Origin of the sequence: Neisseria weixii, assembly GCF_042658245.1 — a bacterium.
Taxonomy (GTDB): Bacteria; Pseudomonadota; Gammaproteobacteria; order Burkholderiales; family Neisseriaceae; genus Neisseria; species Neisseria weixii.
The window spans coordinates 94,135-115,913 of record NZ_JBHSPY010000005.1; the positions used below are offsets into that span (position 1 = coordinate 94,135).

Genomic DNA, 21,779 nt, shown 5'->3' on the forward strand with positions numbered 1-21,779 from the left:
AAAATCTATGCTTTATTCGCTTTGCGTAAAACCCATATACCCATGTGCGACACTTCGCATTGCCAGGAAAACGGTTCGTAATTAAATTTCTCAGATGGTACGCAAGAAACTTTCCAACTTCCTTGAGGTAGGTTAAATAACTGCGTACTACGCTTGCCGTTAACCAACAACAGCCATTCGTCATCCAGCAAAACCTGCATGGCTTTTACGGTGTGGTCATTCCAGCATTTATCCGTCATTTCAAGGCCGTCTGAATTAAGCCAAGTAACGTGCGTTTTATTCCACCATTCATCTGCATTTAATGATTTGATTTGTTTGCGTATTTCAATCAAATCATGCACGTATTCCTGTAACACGTGCGTTTCAGACGGCCAATCCAGCCATGTCGTGGCATTGTCTTGGCAGTAGCCGTTGTTGTTGCCCCGCTGGCTGTTGCCGAATTCGTCGCCGGAAAGCAACATCGGCGTGCCGGCAGATAAAAAAAGCGATGCCAGCAAAGCTTTGGCGGTGTATTGGCGCGACTGTAATACATACGGATCATCGCTCTCGCCTTCCACACCGTGGTTGTAGCTGAAGTTTTCATTGTGACCGTCGCGGTTTAGCTCGCCGTTGGGTTCGTTGTGTTTTTCGTTGTAGCTCACCAAATCCTGCAAGGTGAAACCATCGTGCGCGGTGATGAAATTGATGCCGGCCGAAGGCAATCGCTCGCTGTGATTAAACATATCGGCAGAGCCCGACAAACGCTCGGAAAATGCGCCGAGATTACCGTTTTCCCAACTCCAAAACGCGCGCATATCATCGCGGAATAAGCCGTTCCATTCGGCAAAAGGTTGTGGAAATTTGCCGACATGGTAACCGTCTTCACCAATGTCCCACGCTTCGGCAATCATTTTACGGCCGGCCAACAGCGGATCTTGAAACAGCATATTGAAGAAGCGGCCATAAGTTTTAAAGTCCGGTTCGCGGCCTAAAATCGTACCCAAATCAAAACGGAAGCCGTCAACATGAAATTCTTCCACCCAATAGCGCAGGCTGTCCATCACCCAGCGGCTGATGTCACGGTTCACCACTTTGAGCGTATTGCCACAGCCCGACCAGTTTTCATATTCATACTGCCCGTCTTGCCAATACCACAACGAATTATCCATGCCGCGTTGACATAAGGTCGGCCCTTCAATGTCTTGTTCGGCAGTGTGATTGTAGACCACATCCAAAATCACTTCGATACCGGCCGCATGCAAAGCTTTGACTGCCTGCCTGAATTCGTCGGCGGCATTGTCGGGATTAGCCGCGTAATCGGGTTCTACCGCAAAATGCGAATAAGTGTTGTAGCCCCAATAGTTCGACAAACCCATTTTCTGCAAATGGTATTCGTCTAAATGCTGATGTATCGGCAGCAACTCAATCGTAGTGATGCCCAATTGTTGCAAATAGGCAATCACGCGTTTATCCGACAATGCTTGATAGGTACCGGCGTATGCCAAATCGGGGAATTGTTTGGTGAGTCCTTTGACATGCGCTTCATAAATCACCGTGTCATTCCAAGCAATATCGGGATGGAGGTCATCACCCCAATCGAAATCTGAAGGCGGCACCACCACGCTTTTGGGTGCAATGGCGGCATTATCACGGCCGTCTGAATGATGGAACCACGCCAGTTCTTTGGCATCGCGGTAGCGCGGTACCCCGTCAACCTGCTTCGAATAAGGATCAATCAACAGCTTTTGCGGATTGAAAAAAGCGCAATATGCGCCATACCCCTGCCCGTACACGCGAAAACCGTAGCGCTGTCCTGCTTTGACACCAGGTACAAAGCCGTAAAACACCGTGCCCGAACGGCAAGGCAGCTCTAAGCGCGTTTCTTTTTCCCCATCAAACAAACACAATTCAACCGATTGTGCGTAATACGAAAATACAGCAAAATTGACCCCGTTTTCCTGCAAAAACACGCCCAAAGGATACGGGCGGCCTGCTTCAATATGCCATGCTTCGGCATTCATATCACTTACCTTATTCCAACTTATTGATTCAAACTGATGATGCGGTGATTAGGCCGTCTGAACCTACCAACATCAATACTGCCATAGTGCATTCAGCCTAAACCGCTGTTTCAGGCGGCCTCTGAAACAGCGGTATCCGATAAAACTTGCTTATTCTTCAACAGAATCGCTTTCAGGCTCTCCTATTTCAAGCATCTCAGGTTTATCGGCGGCTTTATACAAATATACGGTGGCCAACGGTGGAATTTTTACCGACAGCGAATTCGGTTTGCCGTGTGATGCGACTTCTTCACTCGCCACTTCCTTGCCCGCACTCACGCCGCTGCCTTTATAGGCGGTATGGTCGGAATTCATGATTTCATGATACACACCCGCCTGGTTCACGCCGAAGCGGTAAGCATCGTGCACCACCGGTGTGAAGTTGCTGATGACAATGATGGTATTACCTTCGCGGTCGCGGCGTTCAAATACAAAAATCGAATTGTTGCCGTCGTCGGTTACCAGCCATTCAAAGCCTTCCGGCCATTGGTCAAGCTGATACAGCGGTGCATTGGCTTGATAAATGTGGTTCAAATCGCGCACATAATCCTGCATGCCTTTATGCCACCCTCCTTCTTCTTCCAGTAAATGCCAATCCAAGCCTTCGTTGTAATCCCACTCGCGGCCTTGCGCAAATTCATTGCCCATAAACAGTAATTTCTTGCCCGGGAAACCGAACATAAAACCGTAATAAGCGCGTAAGTTGGCAAACTGCTGCCAGCAATCGCCCGGCATACGCCCCAACAGCGAATATTTACCGTGCACCACTTCATCATGCGACAGTGGCAACACGAAGTTTTCGCTGTATTGATACATCATGGCAAAGGTGATTTTATCGTGGTGGTATTTGCGGTTGATCGGGTCTTCCTGCATATAGCGCAAGGTGTCGTTCATCCAGCCCATGTTCCATTTGTAGCTGAAATTCAAACCTTCTTGACGCGTCACATTCGGGAAAGAAGTCGAATCTTCGGCGATTTGTGTCGAATTCGGCACTTCCGTTTTCAACATGGTATTGGTGTCATGCAAAAATGCAATCGCTTCCAAGTTCTCATTGCCGCCGTATCGGTTCGGAATCCACTCGCCTTCTTTGCGCGAATAATCGCGGTTAATCATCGAGGCGATTGCATCCACGCGCAAACCGTCGAAACCGAAACGCTCAATCCAATACAACGCATTGCCTTGTAGGAAGTTTTTCACTTCGTTTCGGCCGAAGTTGTAAATCAGCGTGTTCCAATCCTGATGATAGCCTTCGCGCGGGTCGGCGTGTTCGTATAAAGCCGTACCGTCGAACTTGTTCAAACCGTGGTCGTCCACCGGAAAATGGCCGGCCACCCAGTCGAGAATCACGCAAATGCCCGCATCGTGCGCCGCTTTAATCAAGGCACGCAATTCGTCGGGCGAACCGAAACGGCTGGTCGGCGCATACAGGCCCGTTGCTTGATAACCCCACGAACCGTCAAACGGATATTCCGAAATGGGCAACAGTTCGATGTGGGTAAAGCCCATGTCTTTCACATACGCCACTAATTCGGTTGCCAACTGCTCATACGTCAGCCAAAAATTGTTTTCCGGATTGCGCTTCCACGAACCCAAATGCACTTCATAAATGCTGATCGGCGCATCAATGGCGTTGGCGCGGGCGCGAAACTCCGGTTCGGCCACTTTATCCGGCAAACCGCGCACTACCGAAGCCGTACCCGGGCGTAATTCGGCGCCGAAAGCATATGGGTCGGTTTTTTGGCGTACATTGCCGTGGATATCGCGGATTTCAAAGCGGTATAAATCGTTGAGCTTGATGCCCGGGATAAACATCTCCCAAATACCGTTGTCGCGATGGAAACGCATTACATGGCGGCGGCCGTCCCATTGGTTAAACTCACCAATCACCGACACGCGCTGCGCATTCGGCGCCCACACAGCGAAGCTCACACCCTTCACACCGTCCACTTCGGCAAAGTGCGCGCCCAAGGTTTCATACGGCCGCAAATGCTTGCCTTCCGCCAATAACCATGAATCCATATCCTGCAGGGCTGTACCGAAACGATATACATCTTCTTCGAGGACGGCTTCACCATGTTCGCTGTATTTCACACTCAACGCATAGTCAGGCGCATCTTCCGGCAACACGGCCACGAAGAAGCCTCGTTCATCGATTTTTTCAGACGGTCTGATCAATTTACCGTCGTGGCGGTTGACGATGTCCACACTAAACGCTCCCGGAAACAGCGTACGCACCACTTCATCACCTTCTGCCAAACGGTGTCGGCCCAGATAAGCAAACAAATCATTGTGCGTCGCCAAAAACAGGCTCTCGACCGTGTCGCGTTCGACGGAATCCAGCTCGTGGTAAGTCTTGGTGTGGCTGTTTTTCTTCATGCGTACCTCGTCAATCATGGCAAGTTGTCCGCTCATCAAGCGGTGTTTAGGGAAATCTTCCAGCGTTACCGGCATTTTGCGCGCCCAATTCGGATAACCTTCGGCCACGCCCGGCACATTGAGGTTATCGCTCATACCCAGCAGGTTTTCTAATTGCAGGGCAAGCAGTTTGCACCCGGTTTGTGCAGCATAGCGATGCACCGCGCTCATCAAATCTTCGGTCATTTCAGACGGCATATCGGCATCTTCCGCCAAACAGCGGCTTTGTTTTAATTTAGCAAACAAATCGGCTTTATCGTGTTCGCGCTGTTGCAAGGCCGTCTGAAATGCTTTGCCATCGGCAATCGTACCCAAACGGTGCATCGTGGCCAAATCTTTACCGGTCCAATAGGCAGCCAGCGGTGCCACGTCGTGGGTACTGATGACCGCAATCGCTTGATGCGGATAATCTTGCGGCCACTCGAAACCTTGTGCATTTTGGCTGAAATACACCACTTTATAGGCATACACCTGATAGCGGTAGAGCAATTCCCGTGCCTGATCCGGCACCGTGCCCAAGTCTTCGCCGATAATCACGCATTGATGGCGTTGGCTTTCCAAAGCCAAAATGGCAAACATCGCTTCGGCATCGTAATGCACATACGTGCCGTGATCGGCGGTTTGGCTGCCCACAATCCACCACAGGCGGCACAAAGCCATCACATGATCGATACGCAACACGCCGTATAACCGCATGTTTGCACGCAATAATTGGGCGAATTTTTCATAGCCGCCGTGTTTGAGCATATAAGGATTCAGCGGTGGCAGATTCCAGTTTTGACCGGTCGGCCCCAACGGATCCGGCGGCGCGCCGACCGACATATCCATGCAGTAATCGCGGCGGTTGAGCCAAGTATCCGAGCCGCCGCGCGCCACACCGACAGCCAAATCGCCGTAAATACCCAGCTTCACACCGTATTTTTGTGCAGCTTGGTTCACTTCGGCCAATTGTTGCGCGCACAGCCATTGCAGCCACATATAAAAACGGATTTCGCGTTCGTGTCCTTTGGCAAAATTCCGTACCGCTTCACTCTGCGGATCCTGGTATTCAGACGGCCACGATGTCCAACCAATCTCACCCGGTTGGTTGTAATATTGATCTAAGGCTTCAAACAAGCCGAAACCGCGCAAAGCTTCGCCTTTTTCAGCGGCAAAAGCGGCAAAGGCTTCGCGCTCGCGTTGGGCTTCTTCACACGTTTCTTTTTCAAACGCGTTAAATGCCAATTGCAGCGCATCGCGTTTAAACGCCCAAACGGCGGTATAGGTGACAGTATCGGTCACGCGCAAGGCGGCGATGCGTTGCTGGATATTCGGCTGCTCCAACCACTTTTTGGCTTTTTCGCCATAGTTGAACGCAGCGACCTTGGCAACATCCAAATAAATCGGATTAAGCCATTCACGCGATGACGGACTATACGGGCTGGCATAAGCCGGACGGCTGGTAAACAGCGCATGCAGCGGATTGATGCCGATAAAATCCAATTGCTGTCCGGCCGCAAAAACCATCAAATCGGCCAAATCGGTAAAGTCGCCTATGCCCCAGTTGCGTTCGGAACGCAAGCTGTAAAGATGCGTGGTCAGGCCGTTCATCCTCAGTCCGTCTGAAAGCGCTTTGGGCTGATAAACCGATTTCGGCGCCACAATCAAACGCAGTTTCACCGCCGCACCATCAGTTCCGGCTGACAATACATAATAGCCGGAAGCCAACTCGGGCAAAGCCACCCGCACGTTGCCATTGTCATCATAGGCATTTAAAACCCAGCTTTCACCAGCTTCGTTTTCTAAACGGCATTCTGCGGCTGAATGAAATGTTGCAGGCAAGCCTAGAGTTTGCACTTCCTGCTCGCTTGCAACTAAGGTATCAGCAAACAGGCCGTCTGAAACATCGGTTTGCTGTAAAACTTGAAGGATAGCCTGCAAAACTTCGGGCATGGTTTCGTGGTACACGCCGCCGATGTCGTAAAAACCTAAATCAATGCCGTGTTCGCCGGCTTGTGTTTCTAATAAGTTCATCGCGTAAATCTGCCGTTGCGGTTAAGGGTGTGTGAAGCTAATCTTAATATAGATTGCGCGGCATCAAATATGTAATTCGACGTAGGCCGCCTCTAAAGCGCATTTTTCTCAGCTTGATTTGATTTAAGCCAAAATTTGATAATCTTTTCAATCAGCTGTTTGGATGCACCAATCAGACCAAAGGCCGTCTGAAGGGTTCGACACACAGGTCAAAACTTTTCAGACGGCCTTTATCATCCGTTCACAAATTAGTGTTGGTGACCATGCGGACCATGTACATGGCCGTGTTCGATTTCTTCAGCAGACGCTTCACGGATACCTTCGACTGTCGCTTTAAACAACACTTTCATGCCGGCCAAAGGATGGTTGCCATCAACCACAGCTTTACCGTCAGCCACATCGGTCACGCGGTAAATCAATACTTCGCCAGTTTCTGGATCATCGGCTTCAAACATCATGCCCACTTCAACTTCAACCGGGAACACACCGACATCTTCAATGCGCACCAATTCCGGATCTTGTTCGCCAAACGCATCATCAGGCGACAATGCCACTTCTACGGTCTCACCGACATTTTTGCCGTGTAATGCTTCTTCAACCAATGGGAAAATACCATCATAGCCACCGTGCAGATACACGATCGGCTCTTCGGTTTTATCCAATAATTGGTTGTTGGCATCGTACATTTCATAATGCAGGGATACTACTGAATTTTTAGCAATCGCCATTTTGTCGTCCTTGTTAATTGTTACCACAGTTGATACAAGCTGCATTCTAACACAGAGCCGCTGCTTGAAGTGTGTCATCCTGACTGGCGGCACCGAAGAAAGCCGGCAAGCACCATCTTCCACCACTTGCAAATTAAAACGCCACTTTTTACAAAATTAATAATTAATATTTGTTGTTGTTTTTCCACAACAAAATGGCAAAAACTTCTCAAATTTTAACACTTTGCCAAAATTTTCACGATTTTGTCACAAACACCTTCAAGCAAGATAATAAATAGTTGAATTCAAAAATATTTAATCGGAATTTTATGGGATAATTGTTACAAAATTTCCAAAAATCCGGAACTATTTTGTTATTTTATCAAACTAAGTAATTCATTCTGCGCTCTCTCTCTTAATTTCACGCCGTTGCAATGGCTTATACGGTGGGGCATAATTAAGAAAATTCAGGAATGAATTTCTACTGTAAGAGGCCGCTATGCGGCCGTTTTTTAGTTTTTACTTAAATCGATTTAAAAAAGAAGGTTATAAAATGAAAAATTCATTGTTCGCTGCTGCTTTGTTATCTTTGACTTTGGCTGCTTGTGGTGGTTCTGAGCCGGCTAAAGAAGCTGCTGTTGAAGCCGCTTCTGCTGCTTCTGCTGCTTCTGTTGCTGCCGAAGCTGCTGCTGACGCTGCGGCTTCTGCTGCTACTGAAGCCGCTTCTGCTACTACCGAAGCTACTGTTGAAGCCGCTTCTGAAGCTTCTCAAGCTGCTACTCAAGCCGCTTCTGCTGCTGCTTCTGCAACCGACGCTGCCGCCTCTGCTGCCGAAGCCGCCACTTCTGCTGCTAACTAATATTCTGTTTCAGAATAAAAAGCAGGATACTTCTCTAAAGTATCCTGCTTTTATATTTTTCAGACGACCTTTGATACCTTCTGCCTGTGCCCAGTTTATTTGCAGATTTGCGCTATAATCCTGACTCCTCACAAAACAAACACTCATCAGGCACAGCATGCACTCCCACCTATTCTCCTCGTTTCAATCGTTTCTTCACGTTTCAGAAATTCTCGAACCGGCTCCTTCGTTTATCATCGACCAACGCCGCCGCTTCACATCTACCCCGGATATTATTCTACAACCCCATTCCGTTGAAAGCGTGCAAAAAATCCTGCGCTTTTGTCATGAGAACCACATCACCGTCACGCCTCAAGGCGGTAATACCGGCTTATGCGGCGCGGCAGTTGCCCGCCAAGGCGTGTTGCTCAACCTTTCTAGGCTCGACAAGCTGCGTGAAATCAACCTAGCCGACAACAGCATGACCGTCGAAGCCGGTATGATTTTACAACACGCGCAAGAAGCCGCCGCCAATGCCGGCCGTTTTTTTCCCTTAAGTTTAGCCAGCGAAGGCTCCTGCCAAATCGGTGGCAACATCGCCTGCAATGCCGGCGGGCTGAATGTGTTGCGCTACGGATCCATGCGCGATTTGGTATTAGGCTTGGAAATCGTTTTACCCAACGGCGAATTGGTTTCCCACCTGCAACCTTTGCATAAAAACACCACCGGCTACGACTTGTGCCATTTATTTATCGGCAGCGAAGGTACGCTCGGCGTGATTACGGCCGCCACCTTAAAGCTCTTCGCCCGCCCGCAAACCACCGCCACCGCATGGGTTGGCTTATCCAGCATTGATGAAGCAGTAAGTCTGCTCACCAAAATTCAAAGCCATTTTGCCGAACGCTTATCCAGCTTCGAACTTATCAGCCGCTTTGCCTTAGATTTATCGTCTCAATTCAGTCAATTAACCAAACCGACCGATGCTGATTGGCATATTTTGATGGAACTGACCGATTCCATTCCCGACACCGATTTGGCCGAACAATTGGCCGAATACCTTTACACTCAAGGCTATGAAAACAGCGTGTTGGCACAATCCGAGCAAAAACGTCAAGAATTGTGGATCTTGCGTGAAAACATTTCCGCTTCGCAGCGCAATTTAGGCACCAGCATCAAACACGACATCGCTACCCCGATTGCGAACGTGGCTGATTTTGTGACCGAATGCGCCGCTGCCTTAAAAGCACGTTTTGCTGATATCCAAATCGTTTGCTTCGGCCATTTGGGCGACGGCAGCCTTCATTACAACACCTTCCTGCCCGATATTATGGGCAACGAAGTGTATGAATACGAAGATATTATCAACACCATCGTTTACGAACATATTTTAAAACACCAAGGCACCATCGCTGCCGAACACGGCATTGGCGAAATCAAAAACCATTGGATTCCCCATGTACGCGATGCAGCTGAAATCGCCTTAATGCGCGCCATTAAAGCGCAATTGGATCCGCATGATATTATGAATCCGGGTAAGCTATTGCCCTAACATTTATCAAACCATCAGTCTGAGACCTTTGCAAAACCCCGGATTTGAGTACAGTTCAAAAGTTATAGCAGCACAGAAAGCGCAGACATATCATCAAGACAGGCAAGCTTTCGAGCAGCGCATAACGAAGAAATGTGACAAAGATGGGGATTTTGCAAAGGTCTCGGCCGTCTGAAAAAACATCTTTCAGACGGCCTATTTATTATTGCCCAAAGTTTAAGCAATATTTTTTTCTTATTAAAATTCAAACAACAAAACCAGTTATCCACATGATTCACACATCATCACACACTTTAATCACGGATATCAGCCAAACTTATCCCGTGATGACTATTCCCAAGCCATCTCCAATTCGCAACAAAATGCCGTCTGAAATCATACTTTAAGCTTGACGGATTCAGCGCTTTTTGCATGAAAATCACTTTGCCTATTTTTTAAACAATTCAATTTTTTCTTTAAATTTCAATCCACAAACCTGATTATCCACAGCAGGATTCACACAAAGCAAGGATAACTATACTTTTGTTAAGTTTACGATCAGACTGTCTGAACGCATTTTTCCATGGCATTCACTCAATCAAACGGCTTTTTCTGCCAATAAAACTTTTCCTTTTTCAGACGGCCTTGGAAGACTTCCGCGCCACCGCCCAATTCGAATACCAGTGCACCCGATAAATCCGTACGCAACAATGTCGCCCCATGTGCCGCCACCCTATTTTGCACCGCCTTGGTCGGATGGTCGTAGCTATTGGCATAGCCGCTCGAGGCTACCGCATATTGCGGCGACACCGCATTCAAAAACAAGCCCGCGCTGGCCGTATTACTGCCGTGATGCCCCAAAACCAATACTTGGCTGTAGAGCGCATTACCGTATTTTTGTACCAAATCGACTTCGCCCTTCTGCCCCATATCGCCGGTAAGCAACAACGCCTGCCCGTCGGCCACCACACGCAGCACGCAGCTTTCATCATTGTCATCCTTACCCGAATGCGCTTCAGACGGCCTTAAAAACTCGAAGACCACACCATTCCACACCCATTGCGACTCATCGCAAAACTCGGCTTGCGGATAAAATTCAGGCTGACCGGCCAGCAGCTTTTCGGGTGGTTGCGCACGCTCGACTGCCGTATAGCCGCCGTCGTGATCAATATCATGATGCGACAATACCAGCTTATCCAGCCGCCGGATACCCAACGCATTCAAACTCGGCACAATACCCGCACCCACCGCATGCGCCGTACCGGTATCGAACAGCAAACGTGTTCGCGCGTCTGCATCAACACCGACAGCCCCTGCCCCGCATCCCATACCCAAACTTTCAGACGGCCTTCCGGTAAAGGCTGCAAACGGTAAAACACAAACCCAACCAACACCAAGCAAGCCCAAGGTTTCAATGCCGTGCCGCGCGGCAGCAACAAAACCAAAGCAGCCAAAACCGCCAACACCATCAACGGCCACGGCGCAGCCGCCACCGCAAACTCAGGCGAATATGCCGCCAGCCATACCAAAAACCGCAGCGTGTATTCCCCCAAAGCCGCCGCCAGCCATTGCAGCGGCGCAAACTGCACAGCCGAACCTAGTAAAGCCAACGGCGTCAACACCCAAGAAAACCACGGAATCGCCAGTAAATTCACCAGTGGACTCAACAGCGGCAGCGATGCAAACATATAACCCAGCAACACCACCGATAGCAACGTAGCTGCCCATTGCCCGCGCACAGCCAACCACCATCCGCACTCGTTCAGACGGCCTGCCGACGACCAAATCAGCGCTGCCACCAAGCCGAAAGACAGCCACAAACCTACACCCAATGCCGCCAAAGGATCAAACAGCAGCACCAGCGCCAAAGCCTGGCACCAACCTGCCCACGGCGATAAACCGCTGCCGCGCCACCACGCATAGGCAAACGCTGCCAACATCAACACACTGCGCTGCGTCGGCACACCAAACCCCGCCAAACCCGCATACAATAACGCCCCCAGCACACCGCCCGTCAACACCCACAATCTCGGCCGCTTCGGCACCACAGGCAACATCCGCAGCAACAGTTTCACCAAAAAGCCGAACCACACCGCCACCATCGTCACATGCAGCCCCGAAATACTCACCAAATGCGTCAAGCCCAAAGGCCTAAACGCCTGCCACAATTCCGCCCGCAACGCCGATTGTTCACCAATCCCCAATGCCCGCATCAATCCGATGCCGTCTGAAAACCCATGCCCGTAAAGATTCGCCTGCTGCCAATTACGGCTGATGCGCTCACGCCAAAGCGTCAGATTCAGGCTGTCCGACTCACTCAGCAACACCCTGCCCTTACCCAGCGAACCCATACCACCCACACCATTGGCCAGCGCCCACGCCTCACGGTTCAGCCCGCGTAAATTTACTTCACCAACCACCGGCCGCACCCGCGCCGACACCTGCCAGCGGCTGCCCACCGGCCAATCACGCAGCTGATAATCCGACAATACCAGCCGATATTCGCCGCCATCCTTATCCCAAGCCTTGGCCGCAAACTGCACCCGCCGCTTATCACGGCGAGGCAAATCGTCCACCACCACCGTCAACGCCACATTCTCCACCCGCGCCACCGGCCATTGCTGCACCAAAGCCGACTCCGTACGCCATATTCCATAAGCCATGCTAAACAACACACACAACAACAGCGCCGCCGGTTTCCAACGCCAAGCCGCCAATAAAATCAACCCAAACGCCGCAAGCCAAACCCACAACGGCGGTATGACAGGCAGCAGGAACGACACCAATACCCCGAATACCCAACACGGCAATACATAACGCAACATATATTATTTCTCTTGTAATAGTTTTTTATTATGATAAATTAGAAATAATGGATATGCATAGAAAAAGCCGTCTGAAAAATATTTTTCAGACGGCTTTTATTATTGATTGGTGTTATTTAATTTCTTTCTCATTTCGCAGTGCTACAATAGATACACAAAACGAGACAATTAGAAGGTTGTTGTAGCTCCCTTTCTCATTTCGCAGTGCTACAATGGCTTCGCGCAAAATATCCTTCCAAGATCAGTTGTAGCTCCCTTTCTCATTTCGCAGTGCTACAATAATTAAATGAAGTTTAGCACAAACAAGGAAGTTGTAGCTCCCTTTCTCATTTCGCAGTGCTACAATAATCGGTTTAAACAATTCTTCAGAAAGCCTGTTGTAGCTCCCTTTCTCATTTCGCAGTGCTACAATAGATACCTGATTGCCGTTCCAAATCGGTAAGTTGTAGCTCCCTTTCTCATTTCGCAGTGCTACAATTTGTATTTTTCGGGGTTCTTCGTGCGAACTGTTGTAGCTCCCTTTCTCATTTCGCAGTGCTACAATACCCACATACGTCGCCAGCTTGCGCGCGGCGTTGTAGCTCCCTTTCTCATTTCGCAGTGCTACAATATCGCCTGTCGGAGCGTAGCGAACACTTTTGTTGTAGCTCCCTTTCTCATTTCGCAGTGCTACAATTCAAAGCTGGAAATACAAAGATGATGAGGCGTTGTAGCTCCCTTTCTCATTTCGCAGTGCTACAATATTGGATATTTTCTTACATCAGCATAACTAGTTGTAGCTCCCTTTCTCATTTCGCAGTGCTACAATTTTTTTAACCTTTATTGATAAATTTCAAAGGTTGTAGCTCCCTTTCTCATTTCGCAGTGCTACAATTTCGCAACCGCGCAGCCCAACTTTTTTTTCGTTGTAGCTCCCTTTCTCATTTCGCAGTGCTACAATAATCAGGGTGTGGCTTGTTGCAGCGTAAGGGTTGTAGCTCCCTTTCTCATTTCGCAGTGCTACAATAAACCAAGCGGAAAGACTTATTCAATAAGGTTTTCCGCTTGATTTTTCTAACTTAAAACCTTCTTAAAACAACAATAATTGGTCTGCATTAACCTTTTTTTCTTGTACTTTTAGCTCTCCTAAAAGCAATTTCATACTGGCAAATTGCTTTTCTGTTACTTCCAAACAGCGTACAGAACCTTCTTCAGGCAAATTGGCACACAGCCTATTGTGGTGTTTTTGCAACGAATCCCTACCTTTTACAATTCTGCTGTAAACGGATAATTGCAGCATTTGGTAACCATCTTTGAGCAAAAAATGTCGGAATTGGTTGGCCACTTTTCGCTTGGCTGCCGTCGTCACCGGCAAATCAAAAAAAACGATAATTCTCATAAATTTCGCCTCACTCATATTGATATGCCTTTAATGTTTGTAACTCGGGTAATTTCAAAAAACGAGCATTTTTTTGACTCAAGGCCGTCTGAAACGATGAAATCATTTTATCAATGGCTGCCAATGTGCTGAAACTTTGCTGCTCAATCATCATTTGATGGTGTAACACGCTGATAAGCTGTTGTTTTGCCATTGTGTTTAATTGTTCTCTCAGACGGCCTCTCTCTTTTAATTGAATCACCATTAAATCAGCCAATGGGCGAAGCGGTTCGATAAAATCATCAGCTAAATTAAAAGGATTTAGCTCACTTTTATGAAACAAACCCAATGCAGGCAACCACCCATATAACACTAGGCTGCGCGCCACCGCTGCACGCAATACGGCGTAAGCATAATTTAAATGTGCGTTGATTTCATTGTCTTCTGTGCGGGTAAATCTTTCGCCAAACAAAACCTGAAAATACAATGCTGCAGCTTGTGCCTCTTGATTGCCGTTGTCGCCTGATTTCACTTCAGAAGCCAATATACGCAAGCGTTTAGCGGCAATATCATTACCGGTTTCATCTACACAAAAAGCCTGATTCAAAATTTTTTGTTTCACAATTTTTTGCCAAAGCTGCTTTTTAATCGGTTCGCCCGCATATATTTGCAGCTTCAAGGTTTTGAGTTGGCGGTGATATTGTGAAAACGGCAACCACTGTCCGCAAGGCAAAAATTGTTCATCACAGGTCAGCAAAGTTACGCCATTTTCTGCTAAGGCCGATAGTAGCGGCGCCGTGATCAATGTTCCATGATTTTCCACTACGATGACCGCAATATCTTCTAAAGGAACGGTATAACTTTCTCCTTCTTGCTGGATATTGAGTTGTTTACGCAGCAAAGATAACTTGCTGCTGTTTTGAATGAGTACGCTTCTCCAAGTCATCATAATGTCCTAAAATTATCATTTATCATTAAAGACGAAAAATCCCTGTTTCAGACAGCCTGAAACAGGGAGATAAATTAACGAACCAGTGGACGTTTTTTAGGACGACATGGGGTAATGTCTTTGCCAAGTTCATCTATTTGAAACTTTTGGAACGAAAGAGCAGTTTTTACACCAACACTTTGGAAAATACCATTTTTCCCTTTACTTATATCCATATCATGTATTTTAATGTCAATAGCACCGTTCGCTCTATTCAGACTAACAAAATATCCAAAGAATTCATCTTTCTTAGTTTTTAACTTAATCAAATCATTCGAATATAAACAGAACTTAAAGTCAAACGAATTATCCACAATAACCCACTCTGACTCATCTTTTAAAGCCACAATCGCCCTATCCGGCAAAATCCCCTTAGCAACCTGCCAGCTATAAATAGGCACTAAGAAATATTTATTATCTTTTTCAAATACATCTACTCTGACCATTGTGGCATTATCGGCCACGCCGTTTTCTTCTCGTACAAGCACCCCTGATTTTTGGACTTGCTCGACACGCACAGCCTTAACTTGCTGGGTAGGAAGACCATGTTTATCCAACTTGTAAAATGGCTCTGCAAAGGCTTTCACAGGGTCATTTCCGTAGTTTTCCAAACGCACTTTCAGAGAGTCGTATAATTTAGGCTCGCGGTCACGATTGACCATTTTCTCTAAATCCGAAAGTTTTAATTGCGTTAAAGGTACACGTAAGACACTGATACCTTCAGCTAAACGTTTAGGTGATTTAATGGTTTCTAAGTGTCCCTGTCCGCTCATCTTCCTGTTTGGTGCACGAGAAACAAACAGCGGTGTAACATATTCATGTACTGCCTCAGGCCGTGATGATAATTTATCTGCCAACAAAGCTTTTAGCGCCTCTGACGTATCGGCTATCTCAAATTGAGGGTCGCCTTCCGGACGGCCAAATACACGAATCATTACTTCTTGGCGGAAGAAATCCCAAGGCTGTGGGAAGCTTAATCGTGTGACTTCACCGGTTGTTTTATCAAGCATTTCACCATCAAATGTATTCATCTCACGATAACGCACGTAATTGGTGATTTTCTGCTGCATGGCAACCGTTGAACAAGCCACCACAATGGCATCCACGGCATGATGGCGGTCATTATTAGAACGTACTTTATGCAAGCCCCAGAAGCCGCGTAGAAGATTGGTGATTTGGCCATTAGAAGCAAACACGCGACGCTTACCTTTACCTTTCAACATCATATTATCGGCCACAAATTGACACAGGAATCGGCTCACATAGCGGGTATCATTAAGATTGCGCTCTTTGAAGCCTTCTTCATCAATTTTTTGCAGCAAAATTCTTTGTTTTTTACTGTATGGAAAACGGCAGGTTTGTACACGCGCAACAAACTCCCGCCATTCACGGCTATTTTCTTTACCATTAAAATATTCATATGGCGTTTGATTGCCTTTGTTTTGGTTCTCACTGCCCAATACCAGCACTTTATTATTAAAGCTGTCGTCCCATGTTCGTGAAAATGGCAAAGCATGGTCAATCTCAACATAGCCTTTTCCATTCAGACGGCCTAAATCAATTTCTTTGCCTGAATACAAGCATTGCCCATGCTGCTGCTCATACAAGCGCATTTTCAAAATATCTTTGGCTTTAGGCTCGCCGACAAAATGAGGGAAATATTCTTTAAACTTCGCCACCGCTCTTTCTCTATCACGGCGGTTTTCTTCTTGGCGTTTTTCAATATCTTTGCGGTCTTTATAAGATTTGCCCACTTCACGCGCCGTCTCGATATGAATCCGCATCGGCGATCCATATCGACGCACCACGGCATTAATGATTTTTCGTGCTTGAGACAAAGCGCGCAACACTACCGGATTTAGGATTTGGTCGGCCGGAATCGGCGGCAAATAAATTTCTTCACGCTTTTCTTTTTGCCCATAATGGTCGCCGTAAACCGACTGGCAAGCCTCATCATAACGCAGCCCCTGTTCCATCAATGGCAGAATCTTACGTAACGCTTTAAGCGAAATTTGAATAAATTTCTCAAAATTCAAATGAAGAAGCAGCGCATTTAATTCCGCTTCCGGCAATAAGCCGTTCAGACGGCCTCGAATATCATCATCGGTTTTATATAATGAAAACGCCGTTCCAATTTCGTCTTGCAATTCAGGGCTATAAGCCAAGGGCAATTTCTTATCTTTCAAACCTTCTTTTTCTAAGGCCCGGCTAATGGCATGATAAGCTTTCATTTCCATCAAAGTGCCATTTTCAGCATTGTCTGCACCATAGCGCAAACCCTTGAAATGAGCAGTTTCATTCAGCTCCAATTCCTTACGCACTTGTGCATAAGTCAGCTTGGATTTTTGATAAGCTAAGTCAATCAGTTGGCTGCGTTCGCTATCCGTTAATGCCCGCTCTGTACCCTCTTCCAAAATCCGCAGATTATTCAGCTTAGTCAACCAAACAAAACGCTCGGCGGTGTAGGTATTTTTGGCCGCCTTATATTCAGCAGTTTCAAACGTACAATGCCCCAACATTTCCTGCACCGCATTACCGGAAAGTGCTGGGCGTTGAACCATCAACAAATCTTTAACTGCTTTTTTAAGTCCGTCTGAAACATGAGGATTACCGTATTCTGTTTGCTTTTCAAACAATAAATCCAATTCGGCAAGCAAATCTTTGCGGTTAAAAGTATGAGAATAATCACCGCGTTGATTGCGGATATGACCTGCTTCCTGCTCAAATTTTTTCACCGCCAATTCAGCAGGGGTACGGAATTGTTCATCTTTCAATGCCTCATGATTGGCCTTAACCCCAGAAAGCAATGCACCCAACTCTTTATCGGCACTTTGCTCTTCATTTTTTCGCTGCGATAAATAGCCACGGTGTTTTACTATATGCAACAATACTGCCGCCCATTCTTTAGGCATTAGTTTTCGGTCAAGCGCAGCAACACGCAATTGCCAAGGCATATTCGGCAAATCATTCACCAAACCTTTTTCATCAAAATCTGCTGACGATAAAACACCTTCCCGCTTTAATAAACGGCGCGCACGCAACAAACGATGCGCACGACGACGGATAATGCGCCGCTGGCTTCGCGCTTCTCGACGAACCTTATTCAAAGATTCACCCTCTTTGGCGGTTTCGGCCTTTTCAAATACCCGAACACCGACATCAATTAAGCGTTTTGGCATTTCCTGCTCATCAATCTCAATCACAGCCCAACCAACCGAGGCAATGCCAATATCCAAACCCAAAATATAATTCATCGGTTTCAATTTCGTGGTAATCATCGTTAACCCTTTGTATGGAAATGTTAAATATAAATATATCGCATCTGGGTATTTTTATGCAATTAAATTATTGACAACATTATTTTCCAAACGTAGAATTGATTCCATTGTTGCACTGCGAAATGAGAAACGTTGCTACAATAAGGCCACCGAAAGATATTTATATCTGTGCCGAAATGCACTGTTTATTAAGAATTCATTCTTAATAAACATCATGCCCCTCAAATTTCGGTTTTGAGGGGCTTAACTTTATCTAAAAATACTAAAAGGCCGTCTGAAAGATTCATTCTTTCAGACGGCCTTTATCACTTAATTCAAATCAACTCAAAATCAAGCCAATTCTTTGCGCAGTTTCTCGGTAACGTTCATCATCACTTCCAACTGCTCGATGGTTTCTTTCCAACCGCGGGTTTTCAGACCGCAGTCTGGGTTCACCCACAGGCGTTCAACCGGTACCACTTCGATGGCTTTGCGCAGCAGGTGCTCCACTTCAGCTTCAGTTGGCACGCGTGGGCTGTGGATGTCGTACACGCCCGGGCCGATGTCGTTCGGGTATTTGAATTCGCCAAACGCAGTCAGCAGTTCCATATCTGAGCGTGAAGTTTCGATGGTGATCACATCGGCATCCATGCTGGCAATCGCAGGCAGAATGTCGTTGAACTCAGAGTAGCACATATGAGTGTGGATTTGGGTGCTGTCTTCGCAACCGGTTGAAGACAGGCGGAAGGCTTCACTGGCCCAAGCCAGGTAAGCATCCCAGTCGGCACGTTTCAAAGGCAAACCTTCGCGAATCGCAGGTTCGTCGATTTGAATCACTTTAATGCCGGCTTTTTCCAAATCCAACACTTCATCGTTCAGCGCCAGTGCGATTTGTTTGCACACGGTGCTGCGTGGAATGTCGTTGCGCACGAAAGACCATTGCAGAATGGTTACCGGGCCGGTCAACATGCCTTTCATCGGACGTTTGGTGAGGGTTTGTGCGTAGGTTGACCAAGCCACAGTCATGGCGTTCGGACGGCTTACGTCACCGAAAATCACAGGTGGTTTCACGCAACGTGAACCGTAGCTTTGTACCCAGCCGTATTGAGTGAACGCGAAACCGCTCAACAATTCGCCGAAATATTCCACCATGTCGTTACGCTCGGCTTCGCCGTGTACCAACACGTCCAGATCCAATTTCTCTTGCTCTTCCACCACCAAGGCGATTTCTTTTTTCATCGCAGCTTCGTAGTCGGCGGCAGAGAGTTCGCCCTTTTTAAATGCGGCACGCGCTTGGCGGATTTCGGTGGTTTGCGGGAATGAGCCGATGTTGGTGGTCGGCAGCAGCGGCAGGTTCAGCCATGCTTGTTGCGCTTTGATGCGCTCGGCAAACGGTGATTTGCGCTGGTCGGCATCGGCTGGCAGTGATGCCAAGCGTTGAGCAACGTCGTCGCGGTGGATTTCTTTGCTCGCGGCGCGTGAATCGGCAGCGGCTTGGCTGTCGGCCAATTCGGCGGCAACGGCTTCTCGGCCTTGGTTCAATGCGGTTTTCAACACGCGCAATTCTTGGGTTTTCTGCAAGGTGAAGGCCAACCATGAGAACAAGGCAGGTTTGTTGGCTTTCAGTTTTTCCTCTACCGACAAATCATATGGCGTGTGCAGCAGCGAACATGAGCTGGAAATCCACAAGCGCTCGCCCAATTGGGCTTGCAAAGGCTCAAGCGTGGCCAATACGTTGTTCAAATTAGCGCGCCAAATATTGCGGCCGTCAATCACGCCGGCAGACAATACTTTGTCGTAATCGGCAAATGCATCCAATTGCTCGGGCACGCGCACCAAATCAATGTGCAAACCATCTACAGGTAAGGCTTTCAGACGGCCTGCGTGTTCTGCAACCGAGCCGAAGTAGGTGCTCAACAGGATTTTTGCGTTCACTTGGCTCAAAGTGGCATAAACGTCCTGATAAGCATCCAACCATGCTTGTGGCAGGTCAACCGCCAATGCAGGCTCATCAATTTGAATCCATTCGGCACCGGCTGCCGCCAATTCGGTCAGGATTTCCACGTAAACCGGCAATAATTTAGGCAACAGGCTCAAACGATCGAATTCGGTTGCGCCTTTTTCTTTACCGATCCACAGATAAGTCAGCGGGCCAACGATGGTCGGTTTGGCTTTATAGCCTAAGGCTTGGGCTTCTTTCAATTGCTGAACGTAATGCGCGGCATTGGCTTTGAATTCGGTATCGGCGTGGAATTCCGGCACCAAATAGTGATAGTTGGTGTCAAACCACTTGGTCATTTCGATGGCGAACTGATCTTTATTACCGCGCGCCAATTGGAAATATTGTTCCAAGGTCAGGTTTTGGCTGTCGAAACCGAAACGCGCCGGAATCGAACCGGTAGCCACTTGCAAATCCAAAATGTGGTCGTAAAAAGTGAAATCGGCCACTGCCACGAAATCCGCATCGGCTTGGGTTTGATGTTGCCAGTTTTTCTCACGCAAACCTTTGGCCACGTCCAGCAGCTCTTGTTCGCTCACTTCTTTGCGCCAGTATTTTTCTTGCGCAAATTTCAATTCACGGAATGCGCCGACGCGCGGGAAACCTGAAAAATGTAATGTAGCCATGTGCTCTCTCCTGATTTAAAATGTTCGATATTGATTAAAAAAATAAAGGGTTATTCAATACTTAAGCGGCGTTCGGCAATGGGCGTACACCCAAAGTGTGGCAAATCGCGTAGGTTAATTCGCTGCGGTTGAGCGTGTAAAAGTGAAAATCTTTCACGCCTTCACGCGACAATACTTTCACCATGTCGATGGCAATACTCGCCGCCACCAGATTGCGCGTGCCTTGATCGTCGTCCAAACCGTCATACATACGCGCCAACCAGTTCGGAATCTTCACATTGGTCACTTGCGCCATTTTGCCTAACTGCTTGAAATTGGTGACCGGCAAAATGCCCGGCACGATTTCGGCGTCAATACCGACGGTCACGCAGCGGTCGCGAAAACGCAGATAGCTTTCGACATCAAAGAAAAACTGGGTAATCACATGATTGGCGCCGGCATCGATTTTTCGTTTCAAATTAATCAAATCCGCCTGCGCCGATTTGGCTTCGGGATGCACCTCCGGGTAAGCCGCCACGGAAATATCAAAATCGGCCACCGAACGCAATACTTTGACTAAGTCTTCGGCATAAAACGGCTTTTTCGCATAGCCGGCCGGCTCGTCACCACGCAAAGCGACAATGCGGCGGATACCGCTGTCCCAATAATCTTGCGCAATTTGCTTCAGCTCTTCAGGCGAGGCATCGATGCCGGTCAAATGCGGGGCAGCCTCCAAGCCGGTTTGCTGTTTGATGTTTTTGACGATGCCGTGTGTACGGTCGCGCTCGCCCGAATTGGCGCCATAAGTAACCGACACAAACTTGGGATGCAGGTTTTTCAGGCGGTGAATCGAATCCCACAGCATGGTTTCCATTTGCTCGTTTTTCGGCGGGAAAAATTCAAACGATACGTTGATATCGCCTTTTAAATCACACAAACTGTTGTTCAGTGCATTAATCTCTTTTGCGTAACTCATGGCTTTTACCTCTTTTGCAATGGTGCTGTGCTCTCTGTTAACGCTATCTTATGTTTTTCTTTATCATGAGTCAATTTCAAAATTTTCCAATTAATCATGAATTATTTTAATAATAAATTAAATCAGCATTTTATGGCAAATAAACATATTCTCCGATACAATTCCCCCATGGCCTATTCAGAAGACTTCAAACAACCCGTACTCAAAAAACTCCGTCAAGGATGGACGATTC

Annotated in this window: 10 protein-coding genes, 1 pseudogene and 1 CRISPR repeat array; of the genes and pseudogenes, 2 read left to right on the forward strand and 9 right to left on the reverse strand. The window is 47.6% G+C overall.

Translation table 11 applies throughout. From position 1 onward, the window contains the following. Positions 1 to 5: 5 nt before the first annotated feature. The 3 genes from glgX to ACFPVS_RS04810 all read right to left on the reverse strand — a co-directional run bounded on the left by glgX (position 6) and on the right by ACFPVS_RS04810 (position 7,195). Positions 6 to 2,000 carry a glycogen debranching protein GlgX gene (gene glgX, locus ACFPVS_RS04800; RefSeq protein WP_378595451.1) on the reverse strand — a complete coding sequence of 665 codons (1,995 nt, stop codon included), beginning with the start codon at positions 1,998 to 2,000 and terminating at the stop codon, positions 6 to 8. Positions 2,001 to 2,150: 150 nt separating this feature from the next. Beyond that, positions 2,151 to 6,467, reverse strand: coding sequence for a 1,4-alpha-glucan branching protein GlgB (glgB, locus tag ACFPVS_RS04805; protein WP_378595452.1), 4,317 nt, complete (start codon positions 6,465 to 6,467; stop codon positions 2,151 to 2,153). Positions 6,468 to 6,715: 248 nt separating this feature from the next. Beyond that, a complete protein-coding gene (locus tag ACFPVS_RS04810) occupies positions 6,716 to 7,195 on the reverse strand; it encodes an FKBP-type peptidyl-prolyl cis-trans isomerase (protein ID WP_096294930.1) in 480 nt (159 codons plus the stop codon). Between the two features lie 532 nt (positions 7,196 to 7,727). Between ACFPVS_RS04810 and ACFPVS_RS04815 the strand changes: the two genes are divergently transcribed. Both ACFPVS_RS04815 and ACFPVS_RS04820 read left to right on the forward strand, forming a co-directional pair. Beyond that, the gene (locus ACFPVS_RS04815; RefSeq protein WP_096296092.1) at positions 7,728 to 8,033 is read left to right on the forward strand and encodes a hypothetical protein; all 306 of its coding nucleotides are present in this window, start codon (positions 7,728 to 7,730) and stop codon (positions 8,031 to 8,033) included. 157 nt (positions 8,034 to 8,190) lie between these two features. Next, positions 8,191 to 9,561 (forward strand): FAD-binding oxidoreductase, encoded by a 1,371-nt coding sequence (locus ACFPVS_RS04820; RefSeq protein WP_096294929.1) that lies wholly within the window; start codon positions 8,191 to 8,193, stop codon positions 9,559 to 9,561. 573 nt (positions 9,562 to 10,134) lie between these two features. On the opposite strand, the pseudogene ACFPVS_RS04825 reads toward ACFPVS_RS04820, so the two are convergent. The 6 genes and pseudogenes from ACFPVS_RS04825 to metF form a co-directional block, all read right to left on the reverse strand. Continuing rightward, positions 10,135 to 12,365: pseudogene (locus tag ACFPVS_RS04825) on the reverse strand (DNA internalization-related competence protein ComEC/Rec2). Positions 12,366 to 12,543: 178 nt separating this feature from the next. Then, positions 12,544 to 13,371: direct repeats of the CRISPR family, unit length 36 nt; unit sequence GTTGTAGCTCCCTTTCTCATTTCGCAGTGCTACAAT. Positions 13,372 to 13,434: 63 nt separating this feature from the next. After that, positions 13,435 to 13,761: a CRISPR-associated endonuclease Cas2 gene (gene cas2 / locus ACFPVS_RS04830; RefSeq protein ID WP_096294928.1), complete on the reverse strand. Its 327-nt coding sequence runs from the start codon at positions 13,759 to 13,761 to the stop codon at positions 13,435 to 13,437. Next, entirely contained in the window at positions 13,754 to 14,668 is a 915-nt protein-coding gene (gene cas1, locus ACFPVS_RS04835) for a type II CRISPR-associated endonuclease Cas1 (RefSeq protein WP_096294927.1), read from the reverse strand. Before cas1 ends, cas2 begins: the two co-directional genes overlap by 8 nt. 77 nt (positions 14,669 to 14,745) lie before the next feature. After that, complete coding sequence (gene cas9 / locus ACFPVS_RS04840) at positions 14,746 to 17,988, reverse strand: type II CRISPR RNA-guided endonuclease Cas9 (RefSeq protein ID WP_378595453.1); 3,243 nt, start codon at positions 17,986 to 17,988, stop codon at positions 14,746 to 14,748. A gap of 330 nt (positions 17,989 to 18,318) precedes the next feature. Continuing rightward, positions 18,319 to 20,592, reverse strand: coding sequence for a 5-methyltetrahydropteroyltriglutamate--homocysteine S-methyltransferase (gene metE / locus ACFPVS_RS04845; protein WP_096294926.1), 2,274 nt, complete (start codon positions 20,590 to 20,592; stop codon positions 18,319 to 18,321). A gap of 61 nt (positions 20,593 to 20,653) precedes the next feature. After that, on the reverse strand, positions 20,654 to 21,547 hold the full coding sequence (gene metF / locus ACFPVS_RS04850) for a methylenetetrahydrofolate reductase (protein ID WP_096294925.1): 894 nt from the start codon (positions 21,545 to 21,547) through the stop codon (positions 20,654 to 20,656). Between the last annotated feature and the right edge of the window lie 232 nt (positions 21,548 to 21,779).